The organism is Amycolatopsis albidoflavus (assembly GCF_039525725.1).
Taxonomy (GTDB): Bacteria; Actinomycetota; Actinomycetes; order Mycobacteriales; family Pseudonocardiaceae; genus Amycolatopsis; species Amycolatopsis albidoflava.
This window is the reverse complement of the sequence record NZ_BAAAHV010000027.1, coordinates 183,228-208,187: the sequence shown is the minus strand read 5'-3', so window position 1 is coordinate 208,187 and position 24,960 is coordinate 183,228. Positions and strand designations below refer to the sequence as shown.

The following is a 24,960-nucleotide window of genomic DNA, read 5'->3' as shown; positions in this document are numbered from 1 at the left end:
GACCGATTCCGTGGCGCCGCGATTTCCGTAGCTTCGAATCGTCGCCCGGTGCGGGCCCGTCACAGACAAAGGAGTCGGAGTACATGGACATTTCCGGTGCCACCGGGGCGCTGACCGGCGAGCAGTACAAAAAGAGCCTCAACGACGGCCGCGAGGTGTGGCTCGACGGGAAGCGCATCGAGAATGTCGCGGAACACCCCGCGCTGAAGCCGACCGTCGACGAGTTCGCCCGGCTGCTCGACCTGCGGTTCGCCACCCCCGAGGGGCGGGCGGCGACGCTGTTCAAGTCCGAGGAGACCGGCAACGAGGTGAGCTACGCGTTTTCGCTGCCGAAGACCCCGGAGGAATTGCGCGCCAAATTCGCCGCGTCGGAATGGTGGATGCGGGAAAGCCTCGGGCAGCTCGGCCGTTCGCCCGACTTCATGTCGAATGTCGCGGCGGGTCTCGCCGATTACGCCGACGAACTAGACCAGAACCGCGAAGGTTTCGGCCAGAACGCCCGGGATTACCGCCGGTTCGCCATGGAAAACGACCTCGTCCTGACGCACGCCCTCGGCGACCCGCAGATCGACCGCAGCGCCAGCCCGCTCGACGACCCGGACCTCGCGCTGCGCGTGGTCGAGGAGCGCGAGGACGGCGTAATCCTGCGTGGGGCCAAGCAACTCGCCACGCTCGCGCCGTTCTCCCACGAAGTCCTGGTGTACCTCAACGGTGTCACCGCGGCACGCGGCGCGGAAGACTTCGTCATCTGGTTCGCGCTCCCGATGAGCACGCCGGGCCTGAAGATCCTGCTGCGCGAACCGCTCGGCGCGCCGGAGAGCGGCCACTCGCACCCGCTCGGCAACCGGTACGACGAGCAGGACGCGATGCTGTTCTTCGACGACGTTTTCCTGCCGCGCGAACGCATCTTCCTGCTCGGCGACTCCCTGCGCGCGCTCAAGGGCCTCGGCCGGATCAACGTCTGGAGCCTGCAGAGCACGCACATCCGCTTCCTCGCCCGGATGAAGTTCTTCACCTCGGTCGCGAAGAAGCTCGCGCACTCCATCGGCGTGGACACCTTCCGCGGCATCCAGGAACAGCTGGGCGAACTGATCTCCTACGTCCAAACGCTCGAACTGGCGATCAAGGGCGCCGAGGCCGACGCGGTCGTGACGCCGGGCGGGCACCTCGCCCCGAGCAATACCAACGGCGTCGGCTTCTGGTCGGCGGACATCTCAGCGCGGATGGTGCAGATCTTGCGCCAGGTCGCCGCGTCCGGCCTCATCATGCAGCCGACCGAAGCCGACCTCGCGAACCCGGAGCTGCGCCCGTTCCTGGACCTCTACATGCGCGGCCACGACATCGGAGCCGCGGAGAAGGCACGGCTGTTCCGGCTCGGCTGGGAGCTCGCCGGCTCGAGTTTCGGGATGCGCCAGGAACTTTACGAGTACCTGCACCGCGGCGACCCCGGCGCGGGCCGCACCCGGCTGTTGCGCTTCTACGACACGTCGGCGACCGACGCGCGCGTCGACGAACTCATCAGCAAGCCGCTCGTCTGAGACCGCAAGGAGCATCCCGTGATCATCGACGTCCACGGCCACATGTCCGCGCCGGACGCCTACTACGCCTGGAAAGCCTCGCTGCTGTCGCACCGCGGCGCGCACGGCGGCAAACCGCCCGCCATCAGCGACGACGCGCTCGCCGCCGCGTATCACGCCCCGCACCCGAGCTTCGGCGACATCTCGCATCTGGCGCACCTCGACGGTGCCGGGATCGACCTGCAGATGATCTCGCCGCGCCCGTTCCAGATGATGCACAGCGAACGGCCCGCCAAGCTCGTGCAGTGGTTCACCGAGGAGACCAACAACCTCATCCACCGCGCGACGGAACTGTTCCCCGGCCGGTTCAAGGGCGTCGCCGGACTCCCGCAGAGCCCGGACCTGACGCCCCGGGACTGGACCGCTGAACTGCGCCGCACGGTGACCGAACTCGGCTTCGTCGGTGCGATGCTCAACACCGATCCTTACGAGGGCACGGAAACCCCGCTCGCGCTCGGCGACCGGTACTGGTACCCGGTGTACGAGGTGCTGTGTGAACTCGACGTGCCGGTGCTGCTGCACGCTGCCGGGTGCAAACCGCCGGCGCGGGAGCCGTACAGCCTGCATTTCATCCAGGAAGAAACCATCGCGGTGTGGAGCCTGGTGAACTCCACCGTGCTGAAGGATTTCCCGGACCTCAAGGTGATCGTCTCGCACGGCGGCGGCGCGATTCCGTACCAGGTGGGCCGTTTTCTGCCGTCGGTGGTGCGCACCGGTGTGTCCTATCTGGACAAACTGCGCCGACTGCACTTCGACTCCTGCCTGTACACCCAGGACAGTCTCGAGCTGCTGATGAAGGTCGTCGGCACCGACCGGGTGCTGTTCGGCTCGGAGAAACCGGGCACCGGATCGCAGATCGACCCGGAGACCGGCCGCTGGTTCGACGACATCCACCTGCTCATCGACGACATCGCCTGGCTCGGCGAGAAGGAGCGCGCCGACGTCCTCGAGAACAACGCCCGCGCGCTCTTCCAGCTCTGAGGGGGAGATCATGACCGAGATCGTCGCCGGGATCGGCACCTCGCACGGACCGCAGCTGAAGGCGCCACCGCCGCACGCCTGGGACACCAGGGGCACGGCAGACCGCGCCAGCAAGGGGCTCAAATTCCGCGGCGAGACGTACCGCTACGAGGAGCTTCGCGAGCTGCGGGAGGACTTTTCGCAAGAGATCACTCCCGAGGTGATGGCTCGTCGCTGGGAAAGCTGCCAGCGGTCGATGGACCGGCTCGCGGACTTCATTCGCGCCCAGGACGTCGACGTCCTGGTGATAGTTTCCAGCGACCACAAGGAAACCTACGGCGACGAATGGCTCGCCCCGTTCTCGGTGTTCTGGGGCGACGAGGTCGCGCACGTGCCGTTCACCCAGGCACAGCTCGACGCGATGGCTCCCGGCCTGGCCGAGGCCGCGACCGGCGACGTCCCGGACCGCACGATCATGCGGCCCACGCACCGCGCGCTCGGCAAGCACATCATCCAGTCCACCCAAGCCGACGACTTCGACACCGGCGCCACCGAGGTCATCCCGGCCGGGCGGTACGAGAATCACACGATCCCGCACGGCTTCGGGTTCATCTACCAGCGGTTCCTCGGCCAGGAATCGACGCTGCCGATGGTGCCGATCTTCATCAACACGTTCTGGGAGCCGAATCCGCCGGGAGCCAAGCGCTGCTACGACTTCGGGCGCGCGGTCGGCCGGGCGATCCGGTCGTTCCCCGGCGACCTGCGCGTCGGCGTCGTCGCTTCGGGCGGGCTTAGCCACTTCGTGATCGACGAGAAGCTGGACCAGGAGTTCCTTCAGGCCCTGCGCGACCACGACGCCGACTACCTTTCGACCGTCCCGGCCGCCGAGATGCGGTCCGGTGCCTCGGAGCTGCGCAACTGGATCGCAGTTGCCGGGATCGCCGACGAGGCTGGTCTCGCCGTGACCAGTGTGGACTACGAACCGTGCTACCGAACCGAAGCTGGCACTGGCAACGCGATGGGTTTCCTTACCTGGGAACGGAAGTGACCATGTCTCCCGAAGAGATCATCACCGCACTGCGCGGCCTCGACAGCTGCGCGGTTTCCGACGCGCTCGATACGCTGGGCCTGCCCGGCGCGGTCACCGCACTGAAGCCGATGTGGCCTGCGGGTACGGTTCTGGCCGGTCGCGTGCGCACGGTCACCGCTGCGCCCAAAGCGACCGCTGGACCGGCGACGCACATCGCCACCCCGCTGGTCGCGATCACCGAACCGGACGACGTCGTGGTAATCGACAACCACGGTCGTACGGACGTCTCCTGCTGGGGCGGCCTGCTCGCCGAGGCCGCGGTCCGGCGTGGCGTGGCCGGCGTCATCGTGGACGGTGCCTGCCGCGACGTCCAGGAGAGCGAAGCGTTGAAGCTTCCGGTGTTCGCCCGCACGGCCGTTCCGGTCAGCGCGCGGGGCCGCATCGTGCAGGCCGCGATGGACGAGCGGATTCAGATCGCTGGTATCTCCGTTGCCCCGCAAGACTTTGTGCTCGCGGACGTCAACGGCGTCGTCTTCGTCGCCGCTGCAGACGCCGAACGCGTCATCGAGCTCGCGCAGCGGATCGCCGAGCGCGAAGCCCGGATGGCGGAGGCCGTCCGCTCCGGCCGTGACGTGCAAGAGGTCATGCACGATTCCCAATTCCCCTCAGTCACTGTGGAGCAGCGCTGATGTCTCTCCTTGACCGGTTCGCCGGGCTCGGCACCGCGACGGTCTCCGATGCCCTCGACAAACTCAAGCGCCCAGGCAGCCTGCTCGGCCTCGCCCCGCTCGCGGACGGACAGCGCATGATCGGCCGTGCGTTCACCGTGCGGTATGTCAGCGCGCAGGTCCCGGCGGGCACGGTCGGCGATTTCATCGACCAGGTCGAGCCTGGTCAGGTGATCGTGCTCGACAACGACGGTCGTCTCGACTGCACGGTCTGGGGCGACATCCTGACCGCGGTCGCGCATCAGCGCGGCATCTCCGGCACGGTCATTGAAGGTGTCTGCCGCGACACGCATCGCGCGTTGTCCATCGGCTATCCGATCTACAGTCGCGGTCGCTTCATGCGCACCGGCAAGGACCGGGTCGAGGTGGCCGAGGAACGCGGACCGGTGACCATCGGCGGCGTGACAGTCCGCCACGGGGACATCTTGCTCGGCGACTCGGACGGTGTCGTCGCGATCCCGCGCGACTGCGAGGACGACGTGCTGGAGGTCGCCGAGATGATCCAGGCGCGCGAGGAGGCGATCCTCGCCGCTGCGCTCGGCGGCGCGACGATCGCCGAAGCCCGCGCGAAGTACGGCTACCACGATCTGCAGCGGGCGGACACATGACCACATTGGCCGAAGACACCAAGGAACTGCTGACGCTCGGCACGGCGACGCTGTACGAAGCGTCCGGTATGGACTGTTTCCTGGACGCCGCGTTCCGGCCAGCCTGGGACGGCGCGCAGATCGTCGGCCGCGCGGTGCCAGTGTCCGCGCAGGTCGGCGACAATCTGGCGCTGCACCACGGAATCGAAGCTGCTGGTCCTGGTGATGTGCTTGTGGTCGACGCCGGTGGCGCACCGTTCGGGTACTGGGGCGAGGTGCTGGCGGTCGCGGCGCAGGCGCGCGGCATTTGCGGTTTGGTCATCGACGGCGGCGTCCGCGACACGCAGCAGCTCGCGTCGCTCGGGTTCCCGGCGTTCAGCACGGCGATCTCGATCCGCGGCACGATCAAGGCCTGGCCGGGGACGGTCGGCCGGCCGATCACCTTGCGCGGCAGGGTGGTTCGGCGCGGAGACGTCGTCGTGGCCGACCGGGACGGGATCGTCGTTCTTCCGGCGGACGAGTACGACCGTGTTCTGGCCGCGTCCCGGGCTCGTGCGGAGAAGGAAGAGTCCTATATGGACCGTCTACGCGCCGGTGAGACCACATTGGACGTCTACGACTTCCGTCATCTCGGCGTTCCGGACGGAGCGAGGTGAACCCGATGACCTCCGACCAGCAACGGATCGACAGCTTCCGGCAGGCAGCCGGACGATTCGCTTCAGGCGTCACTGTGGTGACTACCGCGCTCGACGGGCACCTTTACGGAATCACCGCGACCTCGTTCGTTTCTCTGTCGCTGAACCCGCTTTTGGTGACGGTGTCGATCAATTCGCACAGCCCGATCCTCGAAGAGATCCGCGCGAGCGGGGTCTTCGCGATCAACGTGCTCGGCCGCCATCAGCAGGAGGTTTCCGCGTGCTTCGCCCGCCGTGGCCGCGGCCGGAGCAAAGAGCGATTCGATGAGGTCGAGACGCACACCGAGGCTACCGGTGCGCCGGTGGTCACCGGTGCGTTGAGCTGGTTCGACTGCACCGTGCACACAATGCTGGGCGGCGGCGACCACATCATTCTCGTCGGCGAAGTCGTTTCCGCGGGCGGCGGGACCGGGCAGCCGTTGCTGTACTGGTCCGGCGAATACCGCGAACTCAACACAGTGGAAGAAGCAGAGGCGGACATCGGCCGGATCGCCGATTCGCTTTCGATTCAGCTGCATTTACACGGCATGCGAACCGAACAGCTCTTGGAAGCGCAGCACGCGGTCGAACCGGCAGCCGCCGCGCTCGCCGCTCGTGCCGCTGCTGACGACCAGGTCGCGCAATTGCGGGCGCTGGTCGAGGAATCGGAGAAGCACGTCCACGACGCCAGCCGGTACAACCCGCTGTCGCTGGAATTCCACGCCCGGCTGGGGATGCTGAGCGGAAACCCGGCGATCGCCGCGTCGGTCGGCGCGCTCAACCGGCCGCGGGAAAGCGTATATGCCATGCATACCAACGCTGAGCGGGCTTCTCGTGCCGTCGATGCGCACCGCCGCATCCTTCAGGCCATTGAGGACCGTGACGAGGATGCTGCTCGTCGACTGATGACTGAGCACCTTGGCGTGGTGGCGCAAGGAATGCCGTGCTGAACGGAGAAACCATGGACGCAGACGTCCTCATCGTCGGGGCCGGTCCGGTCGGTCTCGTCGCCGCACTCGACCTGAGCAGCCGCGGGGTGTCGGTGATCGTCGTCGAGGAACGGGAGTTTCTCGAACCGCCGAACGTCAAGTGCAATCACGTCGCCTCGCGCACCATGGAGAGCTTCCGCCGGCTCGGCATCGCGGCCGAAGTGCGTGCGGCCGGGCTGCCGTGCGACTATCCGCAGGACGTCGCGTTCCGGACCTCGCTGACCGGGCGGGAACTGTCGCGCATCCCGATCCCGGCGAGCGGCGAGCGGTACACCTCGCGCGTCGGCCCCGACACGAGCTGGGCGACGCCGGAACCGCCGCACCGGATCAACCAGACGTTCCTGGAACCGATCCTCGCCCGGAACGCCGCCGCCGCGCCCGGCGTGACGCTGCTCAACCGCACGCGATTCCATTCGGTCGAGCAGGACGCGTCGTCGGTCTCGGCAGTGGTCTCCGACGGCTCAGGCGAACGGACTCTCCGCGCTCGGTACTTCATCGGCGCGGACGGCGGCCGTTCGGCGGTGCGCAAGCAGATCGGTGCGAAGCTCAGCGGCGATCCGGTGCTTCAGCACGTGCAGTCCACCTGTATCCGCGCGCCGAAGCTGTACTCGCTGATGTCCGCCGACGAACCGCGGGCGTGGGGTTACTACACGTTCAACGCCCGCCGCGTCGGTCACGTGTACGCGATTGACGGCAGCGAAACCTTCCTTGTGCACACGTATCTTTCGTCGGCGGAGGAGGTCGTCGACCGGGACGCGGCGATTCGCGCGATTCTGGGTGTGGACGAGGCGTTCGAGTACGACGTCGTGTCCAAAGAGGACTGGATCGCGCGCCGGCTGCTCGCCGACCGGTTCCGCGACCGGCGGGTGTTCCTGGCCGGAGACGCTTCGCACCTGTGGGTGCCGTTCGCCGGATTCGGGATGAACGCGGGCATCGCGGACGTGCTCAACCTGACCTGGCTGCTCGGCGCGCACCTCGGCGGCTGGGCCGAGGAAGGGATCCTGGACGCCTACGAAGCCGAGCGGCGGCCGATCACCGAACAGGTGTCGCACTTCGCGATGAACCACCAGCGGAAGCTCGCCCGGCCAGGACTTCCCGCCGACCTCGAAGATGACACCACGAACGGTGAAGCCGCACGTGCGGCTTTCGGCGCGGCGGTGCGGGAATTGAACGAGCCGCAGTTCGCCGCCGCTGGCCTGAATTACGGCTACGCGTACCACGATTCCCCGATCATCGCCTACGACCGCGAAGAAGCTCCCGGCTACACGATGGGCAGCTACACACCGTCCACTGTGCCCGGTTGCCGCGCCCCGCACTTCACACTGGCGGACGGCTCCTCGCTGTACGACCATTTCTCACCCGGTTACACCGCAATAGCCGGGCGCGGTGTAGATATCTCAGCGCTGAACGTTGAAGCGGCAGACCGAGGCATCCCCTTCACGGTCGTTGAAGTCGACGCGCTGCCGGATGAATATCGTTGCTCGATCACGCTGGTACGTCAGGACCAGACTGTGGCGTGGCGAGGTGCTCCGCCCGACCGGGCGGCCGCGGCCGACTTGTGGGAAAAGCTTCGCGGCGCTTGACCCCCGGCCCACGGTGAAGGCCTCCTCGAGGAAATCCCTCCAGGAGGCCTTCACTGGTTTCAGCGACGGATGATTTTGCTGGCCGCCATGGCTTTCAGGCCTTCGACGCCGAACTCCAGCCCGTATCCGGACGACTTGGTCCCGCCAAAGGGAATCGCCGGATCGACGCCGCCGTGCTGGTTGATCCACACGGTGCCCGCCTCCATCCGCTGCGCCACCGCGTCGGTTTCGTCAGCGTCGGGACCCCACACCGAAGCACCCAATCCCTGGTCAGTGCCATTGGCCCGCTGCACTGCGTCGTCCACAGTGGAGTATCGGATCACTGGCAGCACCGGACCGAACTGCTCCTCGTCGACCACCGCGGCACCGTCCTCGACGTCCGCGATGATCGTCGGTCGGTAGAACAGCGGACCCAGCTCCGTCGCCGGCAGGCCGCCGGTGACGATCCGGGCCCCGCGCGCCCGCGCCTCTTCCACCAGCCGGGAAACGATCTCGAACTGCGCGGGATTCTGTACTGGCCCGAGCCGGTTCGCCTTATCCTGTCCTGGCCCGATCGGTGCCTTCTCGGCGCGCTCGGCCAGTGCGGAGACGACGTCGTCGTAGATCGATTCGTGCACGTAAAGCCGTTTGAGCGCGGCGCACACCTGCCCGGTGTTCATGAAGGCGGCCCAGAACAACTTGTCCGCGACGGCGTCCACGTCAGTCCCGGGAAGCACGATCGCGGCGTCGTTTCCGCCCAGCTCAAGGGTGAGCCGCGCGAGGTTGCCCGCTGAGCTTTCCACGATCCGGCGGCCGGTCGCGGTCGAGCCGGTGAACACGATCTTGGCGATCCGCGGATGCGCGGCCAGCGCGGCACCGACCTCGCGATCCCCGGAGACCGCGGTCAGCACATCCGCGGGGAGGTGGCGGCGGAAGATCTCCGCGAGGGCGAGCACGCTCAGCGGAGTGTTCTCGGAAGGCTTGAGCACCACGGTATTTCCCATGCGCAATGCCGGCGCGACGTGCCACACCGCGATCATCACCGGGAAGTTCCACGGGCCGATCGACGCGACGACGCCGAGCGGGACGTAGTGCTGTTCCGCTCCGTCCGGCAGCGTCTGCGGTTCGAGCACGGTGTCCGCGGCGGACCGGAGCCAGTGCGCGGCGCCGTGGGCCTCGCCAGCGCCGCCGGCTTTGCCTTGCTCAGCGGTGATGATCTCGCCGAGTTCTTCGGCGTGCGCGTCGATGTCGTCGGCGATGACGTGCAGGATTCGCGATCGTTCAGCGTGTCCCAGTGCGGCCCAGGCGGGCTGGGCCGTCGCGGCAGCGGCGATCGCGGCGTTCAGCTGGTCGACGGTGTGCACCGGTGCGTGGCCGACGACTTCCCGGGTCGCGGCGTCGAGGATCGGCCGCCCGCGGTCGTCGGCGACCGAGACGGTGGTCAGCAGTGCGTTCATGCGGGACCTTTCCGTAAAAGTTCACATTGAATATAGTCAATTGGGAGCGGCGGGGCTAGCGAAGACCGGCGAGCGTCGCGATCCGCAGTCCGGTGTGGAGTTCCCGGCGCACCTTCCCGTCGGCGAGATCGACGTCGGCGACTGCCCGCACGCGATCCAGCCGGTAGTAGAGGGTGCTGCGGTGGACGTGCAGGGTCAGTGCGGTGCGCTGGGCGTCGCAGCCGCAGTCGAGGTAGGTCTCCAGCGTCTGTGCGAGATCCGGTCCGGACTGCGCGTCGAGCAACCGTCGTACGGCATCGGGGAGATCTGCGATGTCAACGTCCTCGAGCGGGAGTTGCAGCAGCAGTCGATCCAATCCCAGCTTCGACCAGTGGGCGACGCAGCCGGTGTCGCCGCCGCGCAAGGCGATCCGGGCTTCCCGCAGCGAGCGGTGCACGCCGGACAGCGGCGCGTGCGCTCCGCCGACACCGGCGTGCAGGCCGGAAAAGGCAGGCTGGGCAAGGAGGGCCGACAGCCGCTCGGTGTCGATCTCGTACGGCACCAGCAAGATCGCTTCGCTGCCGAGCACCGCGCCGGCCGCCTTCAGAGTCGGGAAGACGGGAATGCTCGACAGCGCCCGGTCCAGTACGAGCCGAAGCGTCGCTGAGCTGGGCTCCGCCCGCGGCGGGGTCGCGATCGAGATCACCGTGTAGTGCGGGACGGGGGAGAGCAGACCGCTCGCGAGCAGTTCGTCCGCGGCCCGGACGCGCTGGTCGTCGGTGCCTTCGAGCAGTGCGGCGAGCAACCGTCGCGCGCGGTCCTCGTCCTCTCGGTTGCCCAGCGCCATGGCGGCCAGCAGCAAGCCGATCTGCGCGCGGCGGTCGCGCAACTCGTCGTCGTCCTCGTAGGCGGAGTTGTCGTCCTCGGGGATCGTCGAGGACAGGTAGCCGACCAGTCGTCCCTCGTGCCGGACCGGCGCGACCAGCCGGGACTGCCCGCCGTCGAGCGGCGGAATCCGCACCGGCTCCTGCGCCTGGCCGACCCGGTAGTCCCGAATGGACTCCTTGGCCCGCGAAGATCCTTTGTGGGACAAGATGATCGCCAACCGGGCGTGGTCGACGTCCTGGTCGTGCACGCTGAATGCGATGACGGTGAAGTCGACGTCGAACACGATGATCGGCCGGCCGAGCCGGTCCGCGTAGGCCTGCACCTGTCCTTCGAGAGTCATGCTCGCCTCTTCCGTTGCCAGCTGCCGGAGATTTGATCTATATTCATTATAGACATTTGACGAGAGGGATCCGCATGGCACAGATGACAGGCGGTGACGCGCTCGCCAGGGCGCTCATCAGCGAGGGTGTCGACACGGTCTTCGGCATTCCCGGAGTCCAGCTGGACGGGCTCACTGACGGCATGTACCGCAAGCGCGACGAGCTGGAGCTGGTCGTTCCGCGGCATGAGCAGGCGACCAGCTACATGGCGGACGGTTATTACCGGGCTTCCGGGCGTCCTGGTGTGGCGATGGTGGTGCCGGGGCCGGGTGTGCTGAACGCCGGGGCTGGGATGGCGACGGCGTATGCGTGCTCGTCGCAGGTGATGTTGCTGGCGGGGACGATCCCTTCGCCACTCGTCGGCGGCGGACTTGGTGCGCTGCACGAGATTCCTCGGCAGACTGACACGGTTCAGGGGCTGACTAAGTGGTCTGCTCGGCCTAAGCGGGTTGAGGAGATTCCGGATCTCGTCCATGAGGGGTTCCGGCAGATGCGTACTGGGCGGCCTCGGCCTGTTGCGCTGGAGCTGGGGCCGGATCTGCTTCACGCGGTTGCGGATCTTAAGCCGGGGGAGCCGTTTGGGGTTCGGGAGCCGGAGGCGCCGGAGCAGGATGTTGTTGAGCTTGCTCGGTTGCTGGCGGCTTCCACTCGGCCGGTAATCCATGTCGGCGGTGGGATGCGGGATCCTCGGGCGTTCAAGTTGTTGGCTCGGCTTGCTGAGTTGCTGGACGCGCCGGTGGTGATGAGCGAGAACGGGCGCGGGGCGATTGATGCTCGGGATCCGCATGCGTTGCCTGCGTTCGCTTTGTGGGAGCTGCGGGCTACTGCTGACTTGGTGGTGTCGTTCGGGAGCCGGTTCCTGACGCCGTTTGGGCAGCAGTTGAATATCGGCGATGCTCGGCTGGCGTTGGTCAATATTGATGCGGCTGATCTTCGTGCGCCTCGGCGGCCGGATCTTGCGGTTAATGCTGATGCGGTGGCGGTGCTGGAGGCGTTGGTTGAGCGGCTTGCGCCTCGTGCTGCTTGGGGGGCTGAGTTGGTTCGGCTTCGGGAGGATTGCGAGGCTCGGATTCGGAAGCAGGCTGGGCCGCAGATGGAGTTCGTGGACGCGATTCGTGCTGCGTTGCCTGAGGATGGGGTTTATGTCAACGAGTTGACGCAGATTGGGTATGTGTCTACGTACGGGTTTCCTGTGCGGGCGCCGCGGTCTTATGTGTGGCCTGGGTATCAGGGGACGTTGGGGTATGCGATGCCTACTGCGCTCGGTGCCGCGGTTGGGTCTGGTGGGCGGCCTGTTGTCGCGGTTACGGGGGACGGGGGGATTGGGTGGTCTCTGCAGGAGTTCGCTACGGCTAAGAAGTATGGGATTCCGTTGGTGACCGTGTTGTTCGAGGATTCTCGGTTTGGGAATGTTTGGCGGATTCAGCGGGATACTTATGGTGGTCGGTTTATCGGGTCGGATCTGACTAATCCTGATTTTGAGTTGCTTACTCGGGCGTTTGGGTTGGATTTTGCGCTTGCGGAGGATGCTGCTGCGGTGGAGAAGTATGTTTCTGCGGCTATTGCTGCGCGGCGGCCTGCTGTGGTGAAGGTGCCGGTGGATGTGTTTCCTTCGCCTTGGCCGTTGATTCACGAGAAGCACTGATTGCTGTCGGCTCGTCGCCTGGCGGCGACATTGCGCTCGGGTGGGGGCCACCACCCCGAAGTTTTATTGTGCTGACGGTTCGGGGGTGATTGTCAAGGCGGGAAAGATGCCTTGACAATCACCCCCGAACCGCAGAGGAGGCTTCGTATCGGGGTTGGGGGCGGGGTGGGTGCTTTGACGGTTGGGTGCATCGGCTGCGGTTTGGTGAGTGAGGCGGGGCTTGCGCCCCAATGTGGCATTGGGTGCATGTGACGCACCGAATGCCACATTGGGTGCATGTGGCGCACCGAACGCCGCATTGGGTGCATGTGACGCACCGAATGTGGCGTTGGGTGCGTGGGATGCACCCAATGTGGCGTTGGGGCGCATCGCGGCGGCGAGCGAGCGAACGAGCGAACGAGCGGGTGGGCGAGCGAGCGAACGAGCGGGGTGGGCTGTGAAGGGCTCCTTGAGGGAATCTGATTCCGTGAAGGAGCCCCTCACGGACGGCGGTGGGTCGTGAGGGGAACCCTGAGGGAATCAGAGTCCCTCGGGGTTCCCCTCACGGACGGCGACGTGGCTGAGGGCGAGGGTCGCCAGGGCCGCGGCTTGGTCGCCGAGGACGCTGTCGTCGAAGACCGCGCGGGGGGAGTGGTTCATCTCCGCCGCATCTGGGTCGATCCCGTCGGGGGTGGTGCCTAGGAAGATGAACGCGCCGGGGACCTCGTTCAGCACCGCGGAAAAGCTCTCCGAAGCCATCACCGGGTTCTCCAGTGGGACAGCTCGTTTCGTGCCGAACAGATCGCCGAGAACGGTCAACGCATGTGCCGCTGCTTTCGGGTCGTTCGTGGTGACTGGGTAGACCGACCGGAATTCCGTCTCCGCACGGCAGCCGAACGCTGACGCGATCCCGTCGGCCAGCGAGGGAAGCTCACGGGCCAGGATGTCCACGCTCTCCGCGGACAGCGCGCGAATCGTCGCGCCTAGGGTTGCCTCGTCGGGGATGGCGTTGATGATCTCGCTCGCCTGCATTTTGGTCACCGACAGCACCACCGGATCGAACACCGGAAACCGCCGGGTCACATAGGTGTGCAGTGCGGAAATGATCTGTGCCGCGGCGGGAACCGGGTCTACTGCTTGGTGCGGGCGCGAACCGTGTCCGCTTCGGCCGAGCACGCGTACGGTCAGGCTGCTGGCCCCTGCCATGACCGGACCGGGGCGGGTCGTGAATACGCCGGATTGGCCGGGGAGGACGTGGATGCCGTAGGCGGCCTCGACGTCGGAGAGCACTCCCTCTTCGATTAACCGTTGTGCGCCGCCGCCTGCTTCCTCGCCTGGTTCGAACATGAAGACCACCGAGCCGGCGATCTCGTCTCGGTGGGCGTTGAGGAGCTTTGCCGCACCGACAAGCGCGGCTGTGTGCAGGTCGTGTCCGCAGGCGTGCATCAATCCGGGAGTCTGCGAGGAGAACGGCAGTCCGGTCTCTTCCGTGACGCGCAGTGCGTCCATGTCTGCGCGCAAAAGAACCGACGGTCCGGCCCGCGCGCCGCGCAGGACTGCGATGATTGACGTGAAATCGTGCGGGCCGGGCGTTGTCTCCAGGTCGAGCGAGGCCATCGCGGCCAGCACGGCTCGCTGGGTGTGGGGGAGGGCGAACCCGGCTTCGGGCCGGGCGTGCAGGGTGCGGCGGAGCGCGACCAGGTCTGGCAGGAGGGCGGCGGAAGCGGCGAGGATCGAGTCGGAAACCGGCATGGGGCTCCTTAGAGGCAACGGTGCGTGCCGCGCTGGTGACGCCAGCGTCTAATGTCTACAATCAATATAGACGATGCCGGGTGTCGGGGGTTCCGGTGCGCCTCTAATCTGTCACTACGCGTGACCCGCGTCGGCGACGTCACCGGACCGAGCACTTCGGAGGACTTCTTGCCGCAGATCACGAACACCGCCGCCGCCGTCCAGGTCGCTCGCGCGCTCGAGGACGAGATCGTCTCGGAGGGCTGGAGCGCTGGGCACTTCGTCGGGCGCCGTCAGGAGTTGATGGCGCGCTTCGGGGTTGCGCCGGCGACGCTGAGCGAGGCGATTCAGCTGTTGCGCGCTCGCGGCATTGTTGACGCGAAGCCGGGGCCGGGCGGTGGGATCTTCGTTGCGACGCGTTCGCCGTTCACGCACCTGAGCGATCAGCTGCTGCAGCTGCGCGAGGGGAAGGCGACGGTGGAGAACTGCCTGCGCGTCCTGGACTCGCTCGACGGTTCGGTGCTGCACGACGCGGTCGAGAACGCGAGCGACGAGGACATCGCCGATATCTCAGCGTGCGCCGAGACGCTGAAGGCGGCCTGGGATTCCGCGGAGGCACCGACCGCGATCTGGGCGCTGCACGCGCGGATCGCGCAGGTGTCGCCGAACGAGCTTTTGCGCAGCCTGTATACGAATCTCGTCGACTACATCATCGCCGCGCGGCTCGAAGGCGTCACCGCGCCGACCACGCAGGAGCGGCTGCGCACGCACCTCGACTTCGCCGAGGCGGTCGTGCGGCGCGACCACAAGCTCGCGGAGTCGGCGATTTCGCGGCACCGGCGTCCTGCGGTGGCAGCCCGGCCTTCCTGATCCTCGCCAGCCGGAGAACTGATGGATGTACACGCGCTCAGAATTATGTATATTCATTACAGTTAATCGTCCGGCTTGAGGAGGATGCATGCTGCTGGAGCTCCGCAGTGTGGTCGACCGCGTGCTCGCCGCCCCCGATCGCTCGTCCCGCGGTGCGCAGCCGCCGATCCGCTTGTCACAGAACGAAATGCCGTGGGCGCCCGCTGACGTCATCGTCGCTGCGATGACCGAGGCGGCGCGGAATGCCCATCGCTATCCCGATTACCACCGCACCGCGGCACGCGCCGCCGTCGCCGAGGCGATGGGGCTGGACGCGAGGCGCATCGCGATCGACAACGGTTCCGGCACTCTGCTGCACGCCCTGGCCCGGCTGGTGTGCGAACCAGGCGTGCACGGGGTGCGTCCGGGACCGTCCTTTGAGGCGTATGCGGCGGCGCTTTCGCTGGCCGGCGCGGAGTCCACAGAGGTCGGTCTCGACGCGAACGGCGCGATGGATCTCGACGCGATGCTCGCCGCGGTCGGCCCGGAAACCCGCATTGTCTACCTCTGCAATCCCAACAACCCGACCGGCGGGCTGCGCGGCGTCGAGGATATCCGCGACTTCCTGAAAAGCGTCCCGTCGAGCGTGCTGGTTGTTGTCGACGAGGCGTACCGCGAGTTCGTGTCTGTCGAACCACTGGACGCGACTGTCGGATTGCTCGACGAGTTCGAGAATCTCGTGCTGCTGCGGACACTGTCCAAAGCGCACGGTTTGGCGGGAATCCGTGTCGGTTATGCCGCTGCGGCACCGAGGATCGCGGAAGCGCTGCGCCGTACGTCCGTCGGGTTCGCGCTCAACAGTGTGGCCGAGGCGGCGGTCATCGCGGCGTTGAGCGCGGAAGGATTGGCTGTGGCGAAGGAAAGAACCGCCGTCATCGTCTCCGAACGCGCTCGCGTCGAAGCCGCGTTGAAGGCGGCGAACGTCGCGTATGTGCCGAGCCAGGCGAATTTCCTTTTCCTGCCCGGGGATGCGGCCGATCTTCTGTCCCGTTTGGAGGCTCGCGGCGTGCTCGCCCGGCCGTTCCCGAAGGCGGGCGGGGCACGCGTGACGATCGGGCTGCCCGAAGAGAACGACGCGGTGCTCGCCGCTCTGATCTGATCAGCGGTTTCCTCCGACACCGTGTCTGAGGAAACCGGAAGGACTTCGGAGAGCCGCTCGATGAGCCGCCGCACCCGAGTTCTTACGCTAACCGGCAGGACGGACGAAGCGGTTCGTTCACGCGGCGGGTAACCGATCGCTCGCAGGAAGGAACGGTGCAGTGACCGAGCGCCTATTCGAGCACGACCGGCGGGCCTCGATGCGCCGCTCGGTGACCGGCGGTGTGCTCAAAGCGACCCTGCTCGCCGGGCTCACGCTGATTTTCGTCTATCCGGTGGCGATGATCGTGCTCGGCGCCTTCCGCGACGGGCTGCCCTCGGACAACATGCCGTTCACGATGGGCGGCCTGCTCGCGGCGTTCGAGGCGCCGGAAACCTGGCACACGCTGTGGAACTCGATCGTGCTGGTCGTCGTGTGCGGCACGATTTCGGTGGCGGGCGGCGGGCTGTTCGCCTGGATCGCGGCCAACACGAACGTGCCCGGCCGCAAGCTGCTCACGCCGATCATGGTGATCAACCTCTTCGTCCCGCCGCTGTTTCACACCCTCGGCTGGATCATGCTCGGCAACGCGCAGAACGGCCTGCTCAACCAGCTCGGCCGGGCGCTCGGCACGCACGGGCCGCTGATCAACATCCAGGGCTGGGGCGGGCTGATCCTGCTGACGTCGCTCGGCTACATGCCGTTCGCGTACCTGCTGCTGCTCGGCGCGTTCAAGAACCGGGACCAGTCGCTCGACGAGGCCGCGGCGATCAGCGGCGCGGGAACGGTGCGGACGTTCTTCACCATCACCATCCCGTCGGTCGGCCCGGCGATCACCGGCGCGGCCCTGCTGATCGCGGTGCTGGTGTTCCAGTCGTTCGACGGACCGCAGCTGATCGGCCGCCAAGCGGGCATCTACGTGTTCTCGACGCAGATCTACCACTACGTCCGGGATGAGGCGCCAGCCGAGTACACCAAGGCGTTCGCGCTGTCGCTCGTGCTGATCCTGCTGGTGCTGCTGCTGTTCCTGGCCCAGCGCTGGATGTTGCGCGGCCGCAGCTTCACCACGCTCACCGGCAAGACGTCGCGGCGCGACCCGCAGGAGCTGGGCCCGGTCCGCTGGGTGCTGTCCGCGCTGATCGTCGTGGTGGTGCTGCTGAACTTCCTGCTGCCGCTGTTCGCGATGGTGCTCGGCAGCCTCCAGCCGATCTTCGGGGTGATGAGCACCGGGCTGACGCTGGACAACTACGTCACGATGCTCACCGACCCGCAGTTCAGCTCGAGCCTGGCGCTCACCGCGTGGCTCGCGGTCATCGGCGGCTTCGGCTCGATCGCGATCGCGCTGCTCACCACCTACGTCACCGCGCGGCGCCGGGGATTCCTGCGGAGCTACACCTCGTTCGCCGTCTGGATTCCCTGGGCGTTGCCCGGCGTCGTGCTCGGCCTGGCCTACATGTTCGCCGTGCTCTACCTCCCGGCCTTCCGCGGGCTCTACGGTTCGGCGTTCCTGATGACGCTCGTGCTGGTCGTCGCGACGATCCCGGTCTCGAGCCGGATCGCCGAGGGCGCGCTGGCCCAGCTGTCGCCCGAACTGGAGGAAGCGGGCCGGATGTCCGGCGCGAGCGCGGGCCGGGTGCTGGTGACCATCGTGCTGCGCCTGGTCATCCCGAGCTTCCTGGCCGGCTGGTTCCTCTCCGCGCTGTTCATCTCGGGCAACCTCGCCGTGCCGATGCTGCTCGCCCCGCCCGGCCTGGAACCCGTGTCGCTGACCGCCTTCCAGCAGTTCCTCACCGGCGAGATGTCCCGGGGCGCGGCGCTGTTCATGATCATCCTGATCGCCGCGTTCGTCGTGCTGGCGCTCGCCGCGGTGTCCGTCAAGCTCGGCGGCCGGATCCTCGGCCGCGACCGTTCCGCAGGTCCGCTCTCCCGTCTCACCCCCTGACCCGAGAGGAAGAACAATGAAGTTCTCCCGTACGAAACTGCGCGCGCCGGCGCTGGCGGTCACCGCCGGCCTGCTCGCCGCGCTTACCGCCTGTGCGTCCGCGGGCGCGTCCAAGTCGAGCACGCCGATTGAGGTCCCCGGTGCCTCAGCTTCGGCCAACAAGTACATGAACGAGCTGTACGACAAGGCCTTCGCGGCCAACCACACCCAGCTCGTGCTGTACGGGCCCGGGGTGACCGCGAACCAGGCGCTGAACGACGTGTTCACGAAGCGCTTCCCCGGGATCAAACTGCTTCCGCAGGACCAGGCCGACGCGCAGATCCTCACCAAGCTGGACACCGAGGCGCAGAGCGGAAACCGGATCGCGGACATCTACGTCGGCGGTGAATCTCCGCAGGCCGCCGCGAAGCCGAACATTTGCACGCCCGCGGACGTGCGCACCGCCGACCCCGGGTTCAAGGTGCCGACGGACAACGACGGCAGGCTCACCTACTTCGCGTTGCGCTACTTCGGGTTCGTCTACAACACCGACCAGGTGCAAAAGCAGGACGCGCCGAAGAACTGGCACGACCTGCTCGACCCGAAGTGGAAGGGCAAGATCGCGGTCGGCGACATGACCGTGCCCGGCGGCATCCGGTACATCCTCGAATCGCTGATGCTGCCCGAGAACGAGAAGAAGTGGGGCCGTTCCTACCTGGAGAAGCTGGCCGCGCAGGACCTGCAGATCTCGCAGTCCGAGCCGATGGTGCCCACCGATGTCGCCAGCGGCCGGTTCCCGGTCGGCATCGCGGTGTACCAGGGCTACTTCGAGGCGCAGAAGCAGAAGGGCGCGCCGATCGGCATGGTGTTCCCGCTGGAGGACGGCGGAAACTACATGGCGCGTTCGGCGCTGTGCCTGATCAAGGACGCGCCGCATTCCGAGGCCGCGCAGCTGTATGTCAACTGGCTGTACTCGCCGGAAGGCCAGAAAGCCTTGGCGGAAAAGGACAACTCCTACGGCCGCACGCCGACCGCGCCCGGCCCTGCGGGTCTGCCGTCTCTGGACAAGCTGCCGCGGCTGCCGTTCTCGAACCCGGACCCGGCGTTCAACAAGCCCTACTTCGACTTCATCACCCAGGCCTTCAAGAAGTAACGCCTCGCCTCCCGGCCGAAGAGAAAGCGCAGGTCACGATGACCGAGGTCCAGGTATCCGGACTCACCAAGAAGTACGGCGCGAAGGCGGCGCTGCACGAACTGGATCTGACGATCGAGTCCGGGCAGTTCGTGACGCTGCTCGGCCCCTCGGGCTGCGGAAAGACGACGACGTTGCGCTGCCTGGCCGGGCTGGAGCGGCCGACCTCGGGCCGGATCGTCATGGGCGACCGGGTCGTCGTCGACACCGCGCGGCGCACGTTCGTGCCCGCGGACAAGCGCCGGGTCGGCATGGTGTTCCAGAGTTATGCGCTTTGGCCGCACCTGAATGTCACGGACAATGTGGCGTACCCGCTGAAGGTCGCGCGGATGCCCGGCCGGGAGCGGGCGCAGCGGGTTCAGGAAATGCTGGACGCGGTTGGCCTTTCCGATCTCGGGAAGCGCCCGGTCACTGCCCTGTCGGGCGGTCAGCAGCAGCGCGTGGCACTCGCGCGTGCGCTGGCCGCCCGGCCGGGGATCATCTTTTACGACGAGCCATTGTCCAATTTGGACAGCAAACTGCGGTACCAGATGGGCCAGCAGGTGCGCTCGCTGCACAACCGGTTCGAGACGACGTCGGTCTACGTGACGCACGATCAGGAGGAAGCGATCACGCTGTCCGACCGGATCATCGTGATGAGCGAGGGCGTGATCGTTCAGTCCGGTACGCCGAGCGACCTGTACGACCGGCCGAATTCGGCCTATGTCGCGGATTTCATGGGCTTTCAGAACATCCTTCCCGGCACGGTCACTGGGGTGCGCGGGAAAACCGCTGAGGTGCGAGTGGATGACACCTCGCTGGTCTTCTCCGGGATCACGACCGGGGATGTTTCCGTGGGCGACCGGGCTGACATCGCGTTTCGTGCGGCGCATGCTCGGCTTTCCTCGGACAGTTCCGGTTTGGGCCGATTCCGTGGCACTGTTGAGCGCACTACTTATCTCGGCAGTGCCGTCAACCTTCTGGTCCGCGCGGACGGGCTCCCGATGCGAGTGCGGACCGAAACGGCTGAGCTGTCCGCGGAATCCGTGCCAACCGCGGGTGAGGAACACACTTTCGCGGTGAGCCCGGAGCGGGCTGTCGTGATTCCGCACGAGAACGCGGCTCCCGCTGACGACGACTACCTGACCACGATGACCGATGCCGCCGTCGCGCCTCGCTGACGCCGGACGAAGGGGAGAATCCGTGCCCTTGAATACGCCCCGTTCCGACGGGCCTCGGATCCGGGAACTCGCCGAGATCGGCGGGCGGACCGACACCCGGGATGTTCTCGCCCACGCGACCAAACAGGCCGAGCGGGAGTACGACGATTATTTCATCGTCGACATCGACGCGCACGTCTCGGAGGATCACTTCTGGGGCGAGGTGCTGGAACTCATCGACAACGATGTGTGGCGGCAGATCGGGATGGACCAGTTCGGCAAGTTCGCCGGCAATAACGCGTTGCTGAACATCCAGCCTGGTATGTCGCATCAGAGTGTCGGCGGACGGATCGGTCATCAAGGCCGCAAGGAGCCCCTTGACGGGGTGTCCGGACATCCGTTCGTCGCCGCTGCCCGGCGTGGCATGGACGCGATGGGGCTGGACTATCAGGTTGTGTTTCCCAGCGCGATGTTGCTGCTGGGCATGCACCCGCAGGATGAGATCGAGGTCGTGCTGGGGCGGGCTTTCAACCGGTGGCTGACTGAGGTTGTTCTGCCGCAGGATGATCGGCTCAAGGGGATGTTGTATCTGCCGTACAACACGCCTGAGGTTTGCGAGGAGCTGGTCGAGAAGTATGCCGATGACGACGGGATTATCGGGTACACGGTTTGTTCGACTCGCAATAATCCGGTTCATTCGGATGTTTATACTCGGCTGTACAAGCTGATTGAGGACAGTGGGAAGCCGCTCGCTTTTCACTCCGGGTACCACTGGGGCGATCCGTCTTTCGCTCAGCTGAACCGGTTTCTGTCGATGCATGCGTTGTCTTTTACGCATTACAATCAGATTCATGTGACCAACTGGATCATCAACGCGATGCCGGAGCGGTTTCCTCGGCTGAAGATGGTCTGGGTGGAGAGCGGGCTTGCTTGGATTCCGTTCCTCATGCAGCGGCTTGACCATGAGGTGCTGATGCGGCCTAGCGAGGCTCCTGGGTTGAATCGGTTGCCTAGTGAGTACATGAAGGAAATGTGGTATACGAGCCAGCCGATGGAGCGGACCAGCATGGAGTTGCTGGAGGCTGGGATGAAGGCGTTCAACGCGGAGACGCAGTTGTTGTACTCGTCGGATTGGCCGCATTGGGACTGGGACGCGCCTTCGACTATTACTCGGCTGCCGTTTTTGTCTGAGCAGGCTAAGCGGAATATTCTCGGTCTTAACGCGGCTCGCGTTTTCAATCTGCCCACTGACCGCCGGAAGCCCGCTGCGCGGAGCGTGCTCCACGACCGTCCTGGGGTTTCGTGATGACGGCCGCTGAGTTGACTTCGCTGGTGTCTCGGTTGGGTGAGTTGACCTCCCAGGTTGTTTCGGAGGACCAGGCTGCTGCGGTTCCCGACGAAGAAATCGCGGATTTGCTGTATGCGGCGGCTCGGTTGTTCTCTGCCAAGACTGATCGGGTGGGGAAGATCGCGTGGCCGATTCGTGAGGATGCGCTGACCGCGACGGAGACTGTTGTCTTGGTGACGGCGTTGCTGGACGCGGCGGATGTGAACCTTTTCGACATGGCGATCTGGTATCGGAGGGCCGAATGAGCGCTGTGCGGCGGGATGTTGTCGTTGCCGGTCTGGCGGATCTCCAGGCGCGCGGGCGGATCGTGGTGGAGGTTGACGGGCTGGAAGTGGGGCTTTACTTCCATGCTGGGGAGGTGCGGGCTTGGCATAACGTCTGCCCGCATCAGGGCGGGCCGGTTTGCCAGGGGAAGATCATGCCTCGGACTATTCAGCCGGTTCGGGAGGATCGGAAGAGTGCCGGGCCCGCGTTTCATCCGGCTGATCGGAATATTGTTTGTCCTTGGCATGGGTTCGAGTTCGATATCTTGACTGGGCGGCATCCGGCGGATGATCGGGTGGGGTTGCGAGGGGTACCGGTTCGGGTGGTGGGGGATGAGGTTGTGGTGAGTCTCTGATCGCTGGCGGCTCGTCGCCTGGCGGCGACATTGCGCCCGTAGTGGGGGCCACCACCCCGAAGTTTTATTGTGACTACGGCGCGGGGGTGCTTGTCAAGGCTGGAAAGATGCCTTGACAAGCACCCTCGCGCCGTGTTTTTGGCTTCGTATCGGGGTTGGGGGCGGGGTGGGTGCTTTGACGGTTGGGTGCATCGGCTGCGGTTTGGTGAGTGAGGCGGGGCTTGCGCCCCAATGTGGCATTGGGTGCGTCACATGCACCGAATGCCGCATTGGGTGCATGTGGCGCACCCAATGTGGCGTTGGGTGCGTGGGGTGCACCGAAGTGGCGTTGGGTGCGTTGCGGCGGTGGGTGGTCCGTGAGGGGAACCCTGAGGGACTCAGAGTCCCTCAGGGTTCCCCTCACGGACGCGGGCAAGGGAGCAGCCCCGTGGATCAGATCGTGCCGGGATCTACGTCAACTGCGGCGAAAAGAGTCCGTGCGCACAGGTCCCGCAGCTCCTCCGTGCTGATTTTCGGCTCGTCCAGCCAATCCAAAATCAGCGTCGCCACAAACGAAAGCCACCCTCGGACCGCCAGTTGCGTCGTTGCGGTTACTGGGCGCAGCAAACTCACCGCGGCCAGGATTCGCTCGGCGTTCGCTGCCATTCCGGCCTCGCAGATTTCCCGGATTTCGCGGTCCGCGTCGCCGGCGCTGCGGTGCACGATGCGGTAGCCGTCGGGATGGGTGCGGGCGAATTCCAGGTATACCTCCAGCCCCGCGCGCAGTTGCTCGGCCACCGGCAGCGCTGGGTCGGGTTCGCTCATCGCCAGCAGTTGGTCGCGCTGGACGCGGACGATCGCGGCGAAGAAGTCCTTCTTCGTGGGGAAGTAGTGGTACAGCAAGCCGCGCGAGACGCCTGCGATTTCGGCTACCTCTTCGATCCACACCTCGTCGTAGGGGCGTCCCGCGAACAGGCCTGCGCCGATGGTCAGCAGCTGTTCGCGCCGCTGTTCGGTGCTCAGGCGCGTCCGCATCTTCCCAGCTTACTTGACACCGGTTCAGTAGCGGGGGATGGTGACCCTATTGGATGCGGGTTCAGTAGGGAGCGAACTGTGGACACCACCGCGATTCCGCACCGGCCGGGTCGGTTGCCGGTGCTCGGGGACCTGCTCGGGACCAATGTGCGCACGCCGTTGCAGAGCACCATGCGCGCCGGCGCGGGGCTGGGGCCGATTTTCACCCGCAAGTTCTTCGGGCTGGAGATCGTGTTCGCCTGCGGGCTCGACCTGGTCACCGAACTGAACGACGAGTCGAGGTTCGGCAAGCACGTCGGCCTCGGCGTCGAGCGTTTGCGCGGGGTCGTCGGCGACGGGTTGTTCACCGCGCACACGCGCGAGCCGAACTGGCGGCTGGCTCACGACATTCTGCAGCCCGCGTTTTCCGCCGAGGCGATGCGCCGTTACCACTCGATGATGCTCGAGGTCGCCCGCGAGTTGACGGCGTCGTGGGACGGGGCGACCGGTCCGGTCGACGTCGCGGCCGACATGACGCGGCTGACTCTCGAGACGATCGGTCTCGCCGGGTTCGGGTACCGGTTCGGGTCGTTCGAGCGGGCCGAACCGCATCCGTTCGTCACTGCGATGATCCGGGCGTTGCGGTTCGCGCAGCTGGACAACGTCAAGCTTCCGTTCGTGCGGCGTGCGCTGGCCGGGTCGTCCGCGCAGAATCAGGCTGACATCGCGACCATGACGAATCTGGTCGACGAGGTCATCGAGAGCCGCCGCCGGGAAGGCGGCGAAGCGCGTGACCTGCTCGGCCTGATGCTCACCGACGGGCACCCGATGACGGGGGAGCGGCTCGACCCGGTGAACATTCGCAACCAGGCCATCACTTTCGTGGTCGCGGGCCATGAGACGACCTCGGGCGCGCTGTCGTTCGCGCTGTACTACTTGACGCGGCATCCCGAAATGCTGGAGAAGGCCCGCGCCGAGGTCGATGCGGTGTGGGGCGATCGCGAACCGGCGTTCGGGGATGTGGCGAAGCTGCGGTACGTCCGGCGCGTGCTCGACGAGGCGATGCGGCTGTGGCCGACCGCGCCCGGCTACACCCGGGAGGCTCGCGAAGACCTGGTGCTGGGTGGAAAATACCGGATGCGCAAGGGAGATTCGATCATCGTTCCGCTGCCGATGCTCCACCGCGACCCGACGGTGTGGGGCCCGGACCCGGAGAAATTCGACCCGGACCGCTTCGAGCCGGCGGAGGTGCGGAAGCGTCCGGCTCAGGCGTACAAACCGTTCGGCACCGGGGAACGCGCGTGCATCGGCCGCCAGTTCGCGTTGCACGAAGCGGTGCTGGCGTTGGGGATTATGTTGCAGCGCTACGACTTCGAGGCAGATCCAGCGTACGAGCTGAAGATCGTGGAATCGCTGACGCTGAAGCCGAGCGGGTTCACTGTCCGGCCGCGGATCCGCGAGCGGGCGACGGAGCTGACCTCAGCTGGCCGCTAGCTCCCCGGACAGCTTCTCGTGCATCGCCGCGCGTCCCGGATGTGCGTGGACGAGAGGCCGATGACTACTCGATCCGGGTCGTCGGCGTAGTCGAATTGATA

At 66.3% G+C, this 24,960-nt stretch carries 22 protein-coding genes; 18 read left to right on the top strand and 4 right to left on the bottom strand.

Going from position 1 to position 24,960, the window contains the following annotated elements; all coding sequences use genetic code 11:
* The first annotated feature begins 83 nt into the window (after nucleotides 1-83).
* The 8 genes from ABD156_RS42615 to ABD156_RS42580 are packed head-to-tail and all read left to right on the top strand — an operon-like array spanning nucleotide 84 to nucleotide 8,128.
* Nucleotides 84-1,538, top strand: coding sequence for a 4-hydroxyphenylacetate 3-hydroxylase family protein (locus ABD156_RS42615; protein WP_344286948.1), 1,455 nt, complete (start codon nucleotides 84-86; stop codon nucleotides 1,536-1,538).
* A gap of 18 nt (nucleotides 1,539-1,556) precedes the next feature.
* Entirely contained in the window at nucleotides 1,557-2,558 is a 1,002-nt protein-coding gene (locus ABD156_RS42610; RefSeq protein WP_344286946.1) for an amidohydrolase family protein, read from the top strand.
* A 10-nt stretch (nucleotides 2,559-2,568) separates the two neighbouring features.
* Nucleotides 2,569-3,585, top strand: a complete 1,017-nt coding sequence (locus tag ABD156_RS42605) for a DODA-type extradiol aromatic ring-opening family dioxygenase (protein ID WP_344286944.1) — start codon at nucleotides 2,569-2,571, stop codon at nucleotides 3,583-3,585.
* A 2-nt stretch (nucleotides 3,586-3,587) separates the two neighbouring features.
* Nucleotides 3,588-4,256 (top strand): RraA family protein, encoded by a 669-nt coding sequence (locus tag ABD156_RS42600; RefSeq protein WP_344286942.1) that lies wholly within the window; start codon nucleotides 3,588-3,590, stop codon nucleotides 4,254-4,256.
* Complete coding sequence (locus ABD156_RS42595; RefSeq protein ID WP_344286940.1) at nucleotides 4,256-4,903, top strand: RraA family protein; 648 nt, start codon at nucleotides 4,256-4,258, stop codon at nucleotides 4,901-4,903. Before ABD156_RS42600 ends, ABD156_RS42595 begins: the two co-directional genes overlap by 1 nt.
* Nucleotides 4,900-5,538 (top strand): 4-carboxy-4-hydroxy-2-oxoadipate aldolase/oxaloacetate decarboxylase, encoded by a 639-nt coding sequence (locus ABD156_RS42590; protein ID WP_344286938.1) that lies wholly within the window; start codon nucleotides 4,900-4,902, stop codon nucleotides 5,536-5,538. Before ABD156_RS42595 ends, ABD156_RS42590 begins: the two co-directional genes overlap by 4 nt.
* Before the next feature lie 5 nt (nucleotides 5,539-5,543).
* Nucleotides 5,544-6,506 carry a flavin reductase gene (locus ABD156_RS42585; RefSeq protein WP_344286936.1) on the top strand — a complete coding sequence of 321 codons (963 nt, stop codon included), beginning with the start codon at nucleotides 5,544-5,546 and terminating at the stop codon, nucleotides 6,504-6,506.
* An 11-nt stretch (nucleotides 6,507-6,517) separates the two neighbouring features.
* The gene (locus tag ABD156_RS42580) at nucleotides 6,518-8,128 is read left to right on the top strand and encodes an FAD-dependent monooxygenase (protein WP_344286934.1); all 1,611 of its coding nucleotides are present in this window, start codon (nucleotides 6,518-6,520) and stop codon (nucleotides 8,126-8,128) included.
* A 59-nt stretch (nucleotides 8,129-8,187) separates the two neighbouring features.
* Here the strand turns inward: ABD156_RS42580 and ABD156_RS42575 are convergent, their stop codons facing one another.
* Nucleotides 8,188-9,564, bottom strand: a complete 1,377-nt coding sequence (locus ABD156_RS42575) for an aldehyde dehydrogenase family protein (RefSeq protein ID WP_344286931.1) — start codon at nucleotides 9,562-9,564, stop codon at nucleotides 8,188-8,190.
* A 55-nt stretch (nucleotides 9,565-9,619) separates the two neighbouring features.
* Nucleotides 9,620-10,771, bottom strand: a complete 1,152-nt coding sequence (locus ABD156_RS42570; protein WP_344286929.1) for a PucR family transcriptional regulator — start codon at nucleotides 10,769-10,771, stop codon at nucleotides 9,620-9,622.
* A 56-nt stretch (nucleotides 10,772-10,827) separates the two neighbouring features.
* On the opposite strand from ABD156_RS42570, the gene ABD156_RS42565 reads away from it, so the two are divergent.
* Nucleotides 10,828-12,456 (top strand): thiamine pyrophosphate-binding protein, encoded by a 1,629-nt coding sequence (locus ABD156_RS42565; protein WP_344286927.1) that lies wholly within the window; start codon nucleotides 10,828-10,830, stop codon nucleotides 12,454-12,456.
* Between the two features lie 519 nt (nucleotides 12,457-12,975).
* Here ABD156_RS42565 and ABD156_RS42560 read toward each other — a convergent pair.
* The gene (locus ABD156_RS42560; RefSeq protein ID WP_344286926.1) at nucleotides 12,976-14,187 is read right to left on the bottom strand and encodes a M20 metallopeptidase family protein; all 1,212 of its coding nucleotides are present in this window, start codon (nucleotides 14,185-14,187) and stop codon (nucleotides 12,976-12,978) included.
* 120 nt (nucleotides 14,188-14,307) lie between these two features.
* Between ABD156_RS42560 and ABD156_RS42555 the strand changes: the two genes are divergently transcribed.
* The 8 genes from ABD156_RS42555 to ABD156_RS42520 all read left to right on the top strand — a co-directional run bounded on the left by ABD156_RS42555 (nucleotide 14,308) and on the right by ABD156_RS42520 (nucleotide 22,372).
* On the top strand, nucleotides 14,308-15,036 hold the full coding sequence (locus ABD156_RS42555; protein WP_344286924.1) for a FadR/GntR family transcriptional regulator: 729 nt from the start codon (nucleotides 14,308-14,310) through the stop codon (nucleotides 15,034-15,036).
* An 88-nt stretch (nucleotides 15,037-15,124) separates the two neighbouring features.
* Entirely contained in the window at nucleotides 15,125-16,174 is a 1,050-nt protein-coding gene (locus ABD156_RS42550) for a pyridoxal phosphate-dependent aminotransferase (RefSeq protein ID WP_344286923.1), read from the top strand.
* A gap of 160 nt (nucleotides 16,175-16,334) precedes the next feature.
* Nucleotides 16,335-18,095 carry an ABC transporter permease gene (locus tag ABD156_RS42545; protein WP_344286921.1) on the top strand — a complete coding sequence of 587 codons (1,761 nt, stop codon included), beginning with the start codon at nucleotides 16,335-16,337 and terminating at the stop codon, nucleotides 18,093-18,095.
* Between the two features lie 16 nt (nucleotides 18,096-18,111).
* Entirely contained in the window at nucleotides 18,112-19,227 is a 1,116-nt protein-coding gene (locus ABD156_RS42540; RefSeq protein WP_344286919.1) for an ABC transporter substrate-binding protein, read from the top strand.
* Nucleotides 19,228-19,265: 38 nt separating this feature from the next.
* Nucleotides 19,266-20,426 carry an ABC transporter ATP-binding protein gene (locus ABD156_RS42535; RefSeq protein WP_344286917.1) on the top strand — a complete coding sequence of 387 codons (1,161 nt, stop codon included), beginning with the start codon at nucleotides 19,266-19,268 and terminating at the stop codon, nucleotides 20,424-20,426.
* A gap of 22 nt (nucleotides 20,427-20,448) precedes the next feature.
* Nucleotides 20,449-21,711 (top strand): amidohydrolase family protein, encoded by a 1,263-nt coding sequence (locus ABD156_RS42530; RefSeq protein ID WP_344286915.1) that lies wholly within the window; start codon nucleotides 20,449-20,451, stop codon nucleotides 21,709-21,711.
* The gene (locus ABD156_RS42525) at nucleotides 21,711-21,998 is read left to right on the top strand and encodes a hypothetical protein (protein WP_344286913.1); all 288 of its coding nucleotides are present in this window, start codon (nucleotides 21,711-21,713) and stop codon (nucleotides 21,996-21,998) included. The genes ABD156_RS42530 and ABD156_RS42525 overlap by 1 nt, the downstream gene beginning before the upstream one ends.
* Complete coding sequence (locus ABD156_RS42520; protein ID WP_344286911.1) at nucleotides 21,995-22,372, top strand: Rieske (2Fe-2S) protein; 378 nt, start codon at nucleotides 21,995-21,997, stop codon at nucleotides 22,370-22,372. Before ABD156_RS42525 ends, ABD156_RS42520 begins: the two co-directional genes overlap by 4 nt.
* Before the next feature lie 432 nt (nucleotides 22,373-22,804).
* Here the strand turns inward: ABD156_RS42520 and ABD156_RS42515 are convergent, their stop codons facing one another.
* Nucleotides 22,805-23,386: a TetR/AcrR family transcriptional regulator gene (locus tag ABD156_RS42515; RefSeq protein ID WP_344286909.1), complete on the bottom strand. Its 582-nt coding sequence runs from the start codon at nucleotides 23,384-23,386 to the stop codon at nucleotides 22,805-22,807.
* A gap of 78 nt (nucleotides 23,387-23,464) precedes the next feature.
* Between ABD156_RS42515 and ABD156_RS42510 the strand changes: the two genes are divergently transcribed.
* Nucleotides 23,465-24,859, top strand: coding sequence for a cytochrome P450 (locus tag ABD156_RS42510; protein ID WP_344286907.1), 1,395 nt, complete (start codon nucleotides 23,465-23,467; stop codon nucleotides 24,857-24,859).
* Nucleotides 24,860-24,960: the final 101 nt, after the last annotated feature.

Excerpts from the sequence above, each read along its gene's own strand:
- ABD156_RS42615 (WP_344286948.1), top strand. The coding sequence starts at position 84 with ATGGACATTTCCGGTGCCACCGGGGCGCTGACCGGCGAGCAGTACAAA.
- ABD156_RS42605 (WP_344286944.1), top strand. The coding sequence starts at position 2,569 with ATGACCGAGATCGTCGCCGGGATCGGCACCTCGCACGGACCGCAGCTG.
- ABD156_RS42600 (WP_344286942.1), top strand. The coding sequence starts at position 3,588 with ATGTCTCCCGAAGAGATCATCACCGCACTGCGCGGCCTCGACAGCTGC.
- ABD156_RS42595 (WP_344286940.1), top strand. The coding sequence starts at position 4,256 with ATGTCTCTCCTTGACCGGTTCGCCGGGCTCGGCACCGCGACGGTCTCC.
- ABD156_RS42590 (WP_344286938.1), top strand. The coding sequence starts at position 4,900 with ATGACCACATTGGCCGAAGACACCAAGGAACTGCTGACGCTCGGCACG.
- ABD156_RS42585 (WP_344286936.1), top strand. The coding sequence starts at position 5,544 with ATGACCTCCGACCAGCAACGGATCGACAGCTTCCGGCAGGCAGCCGGA.
- ABD156_RS42580 (WP_344286934.1), top strand. The coding sequence starts at position 6,518 with ATGGACGCAGACGTCCTCATCGTCGGGGCCGGTCCGGTCGGTCTCGTC.
- ABD156_RS42575 (WP_344286931.1), bottom strand. The coding sequence starts at position 9,564 with ATGAACGCACTGCTGACCACCGTCTCGGTCGCCGACGACCGCGGGCGG.
- ABD156_RS42570 (WP_344286929.1), bottom strand. The coding sequence starts at position 10,771 with ATGACTCTCGAAGGACAGGTGCAGGCCTACGCGGACCGGCTCGGCCGG.
- ABD156_RS42560 (WP_344286926.1), bottom strand. The coding sequence starts at position 14,187 with ATGCCGGTTTCCGACTCGATCCTCGCCGCTTCCGCCGCCCTCCTGCCA.
- ABD156_RS42550 (WP_344286923.1), top strand. The coding sequence starts at position 15,125 with ATGCTGCTGGAGCTCCGCAGTGTGGTCGACCGCGTGCTCGCCGCCCCC.
- ABD156_RS42540 (WP_344286919.1), top strand. The coding sequence starts at position 18,112 with ATGAAGTTCTCCCGTACGAAACTGCGCGCGCCGGCGCTGGCGGTCACC.
- ABD156_RS42535 (WP_344286917.1), top strand. The coding sequence starts at position 19,266 with ATGACCGAGGTCCAGGTATCCGGACTCACCAAGAAGTACGGCGCGAAG.
- ABD156_RS42525 (WP_344286913.1), top strand. The coding sequence starts at position 21,711 with ATGACGGCCGCTGAGTTGACTTCGCTGGTGTCTCGGTTGGGTGAGTTG.
- ABD156_RS42520 (WP_344286911.1), top strand. The coding sequence starts at position 21,995 with ATGAGCGCTGTGCGGCGGGATGTTGTCGTTGCCGGTCTGGCGGATCTC.
- ABD156_RS42515 (WP_344286909.1), bottom strand. The coding sequence starts at position 23,386 with ATGCGGACGCGCCTGAGCACCGAACAGCGGCGCGAACAGCTGCTGACC.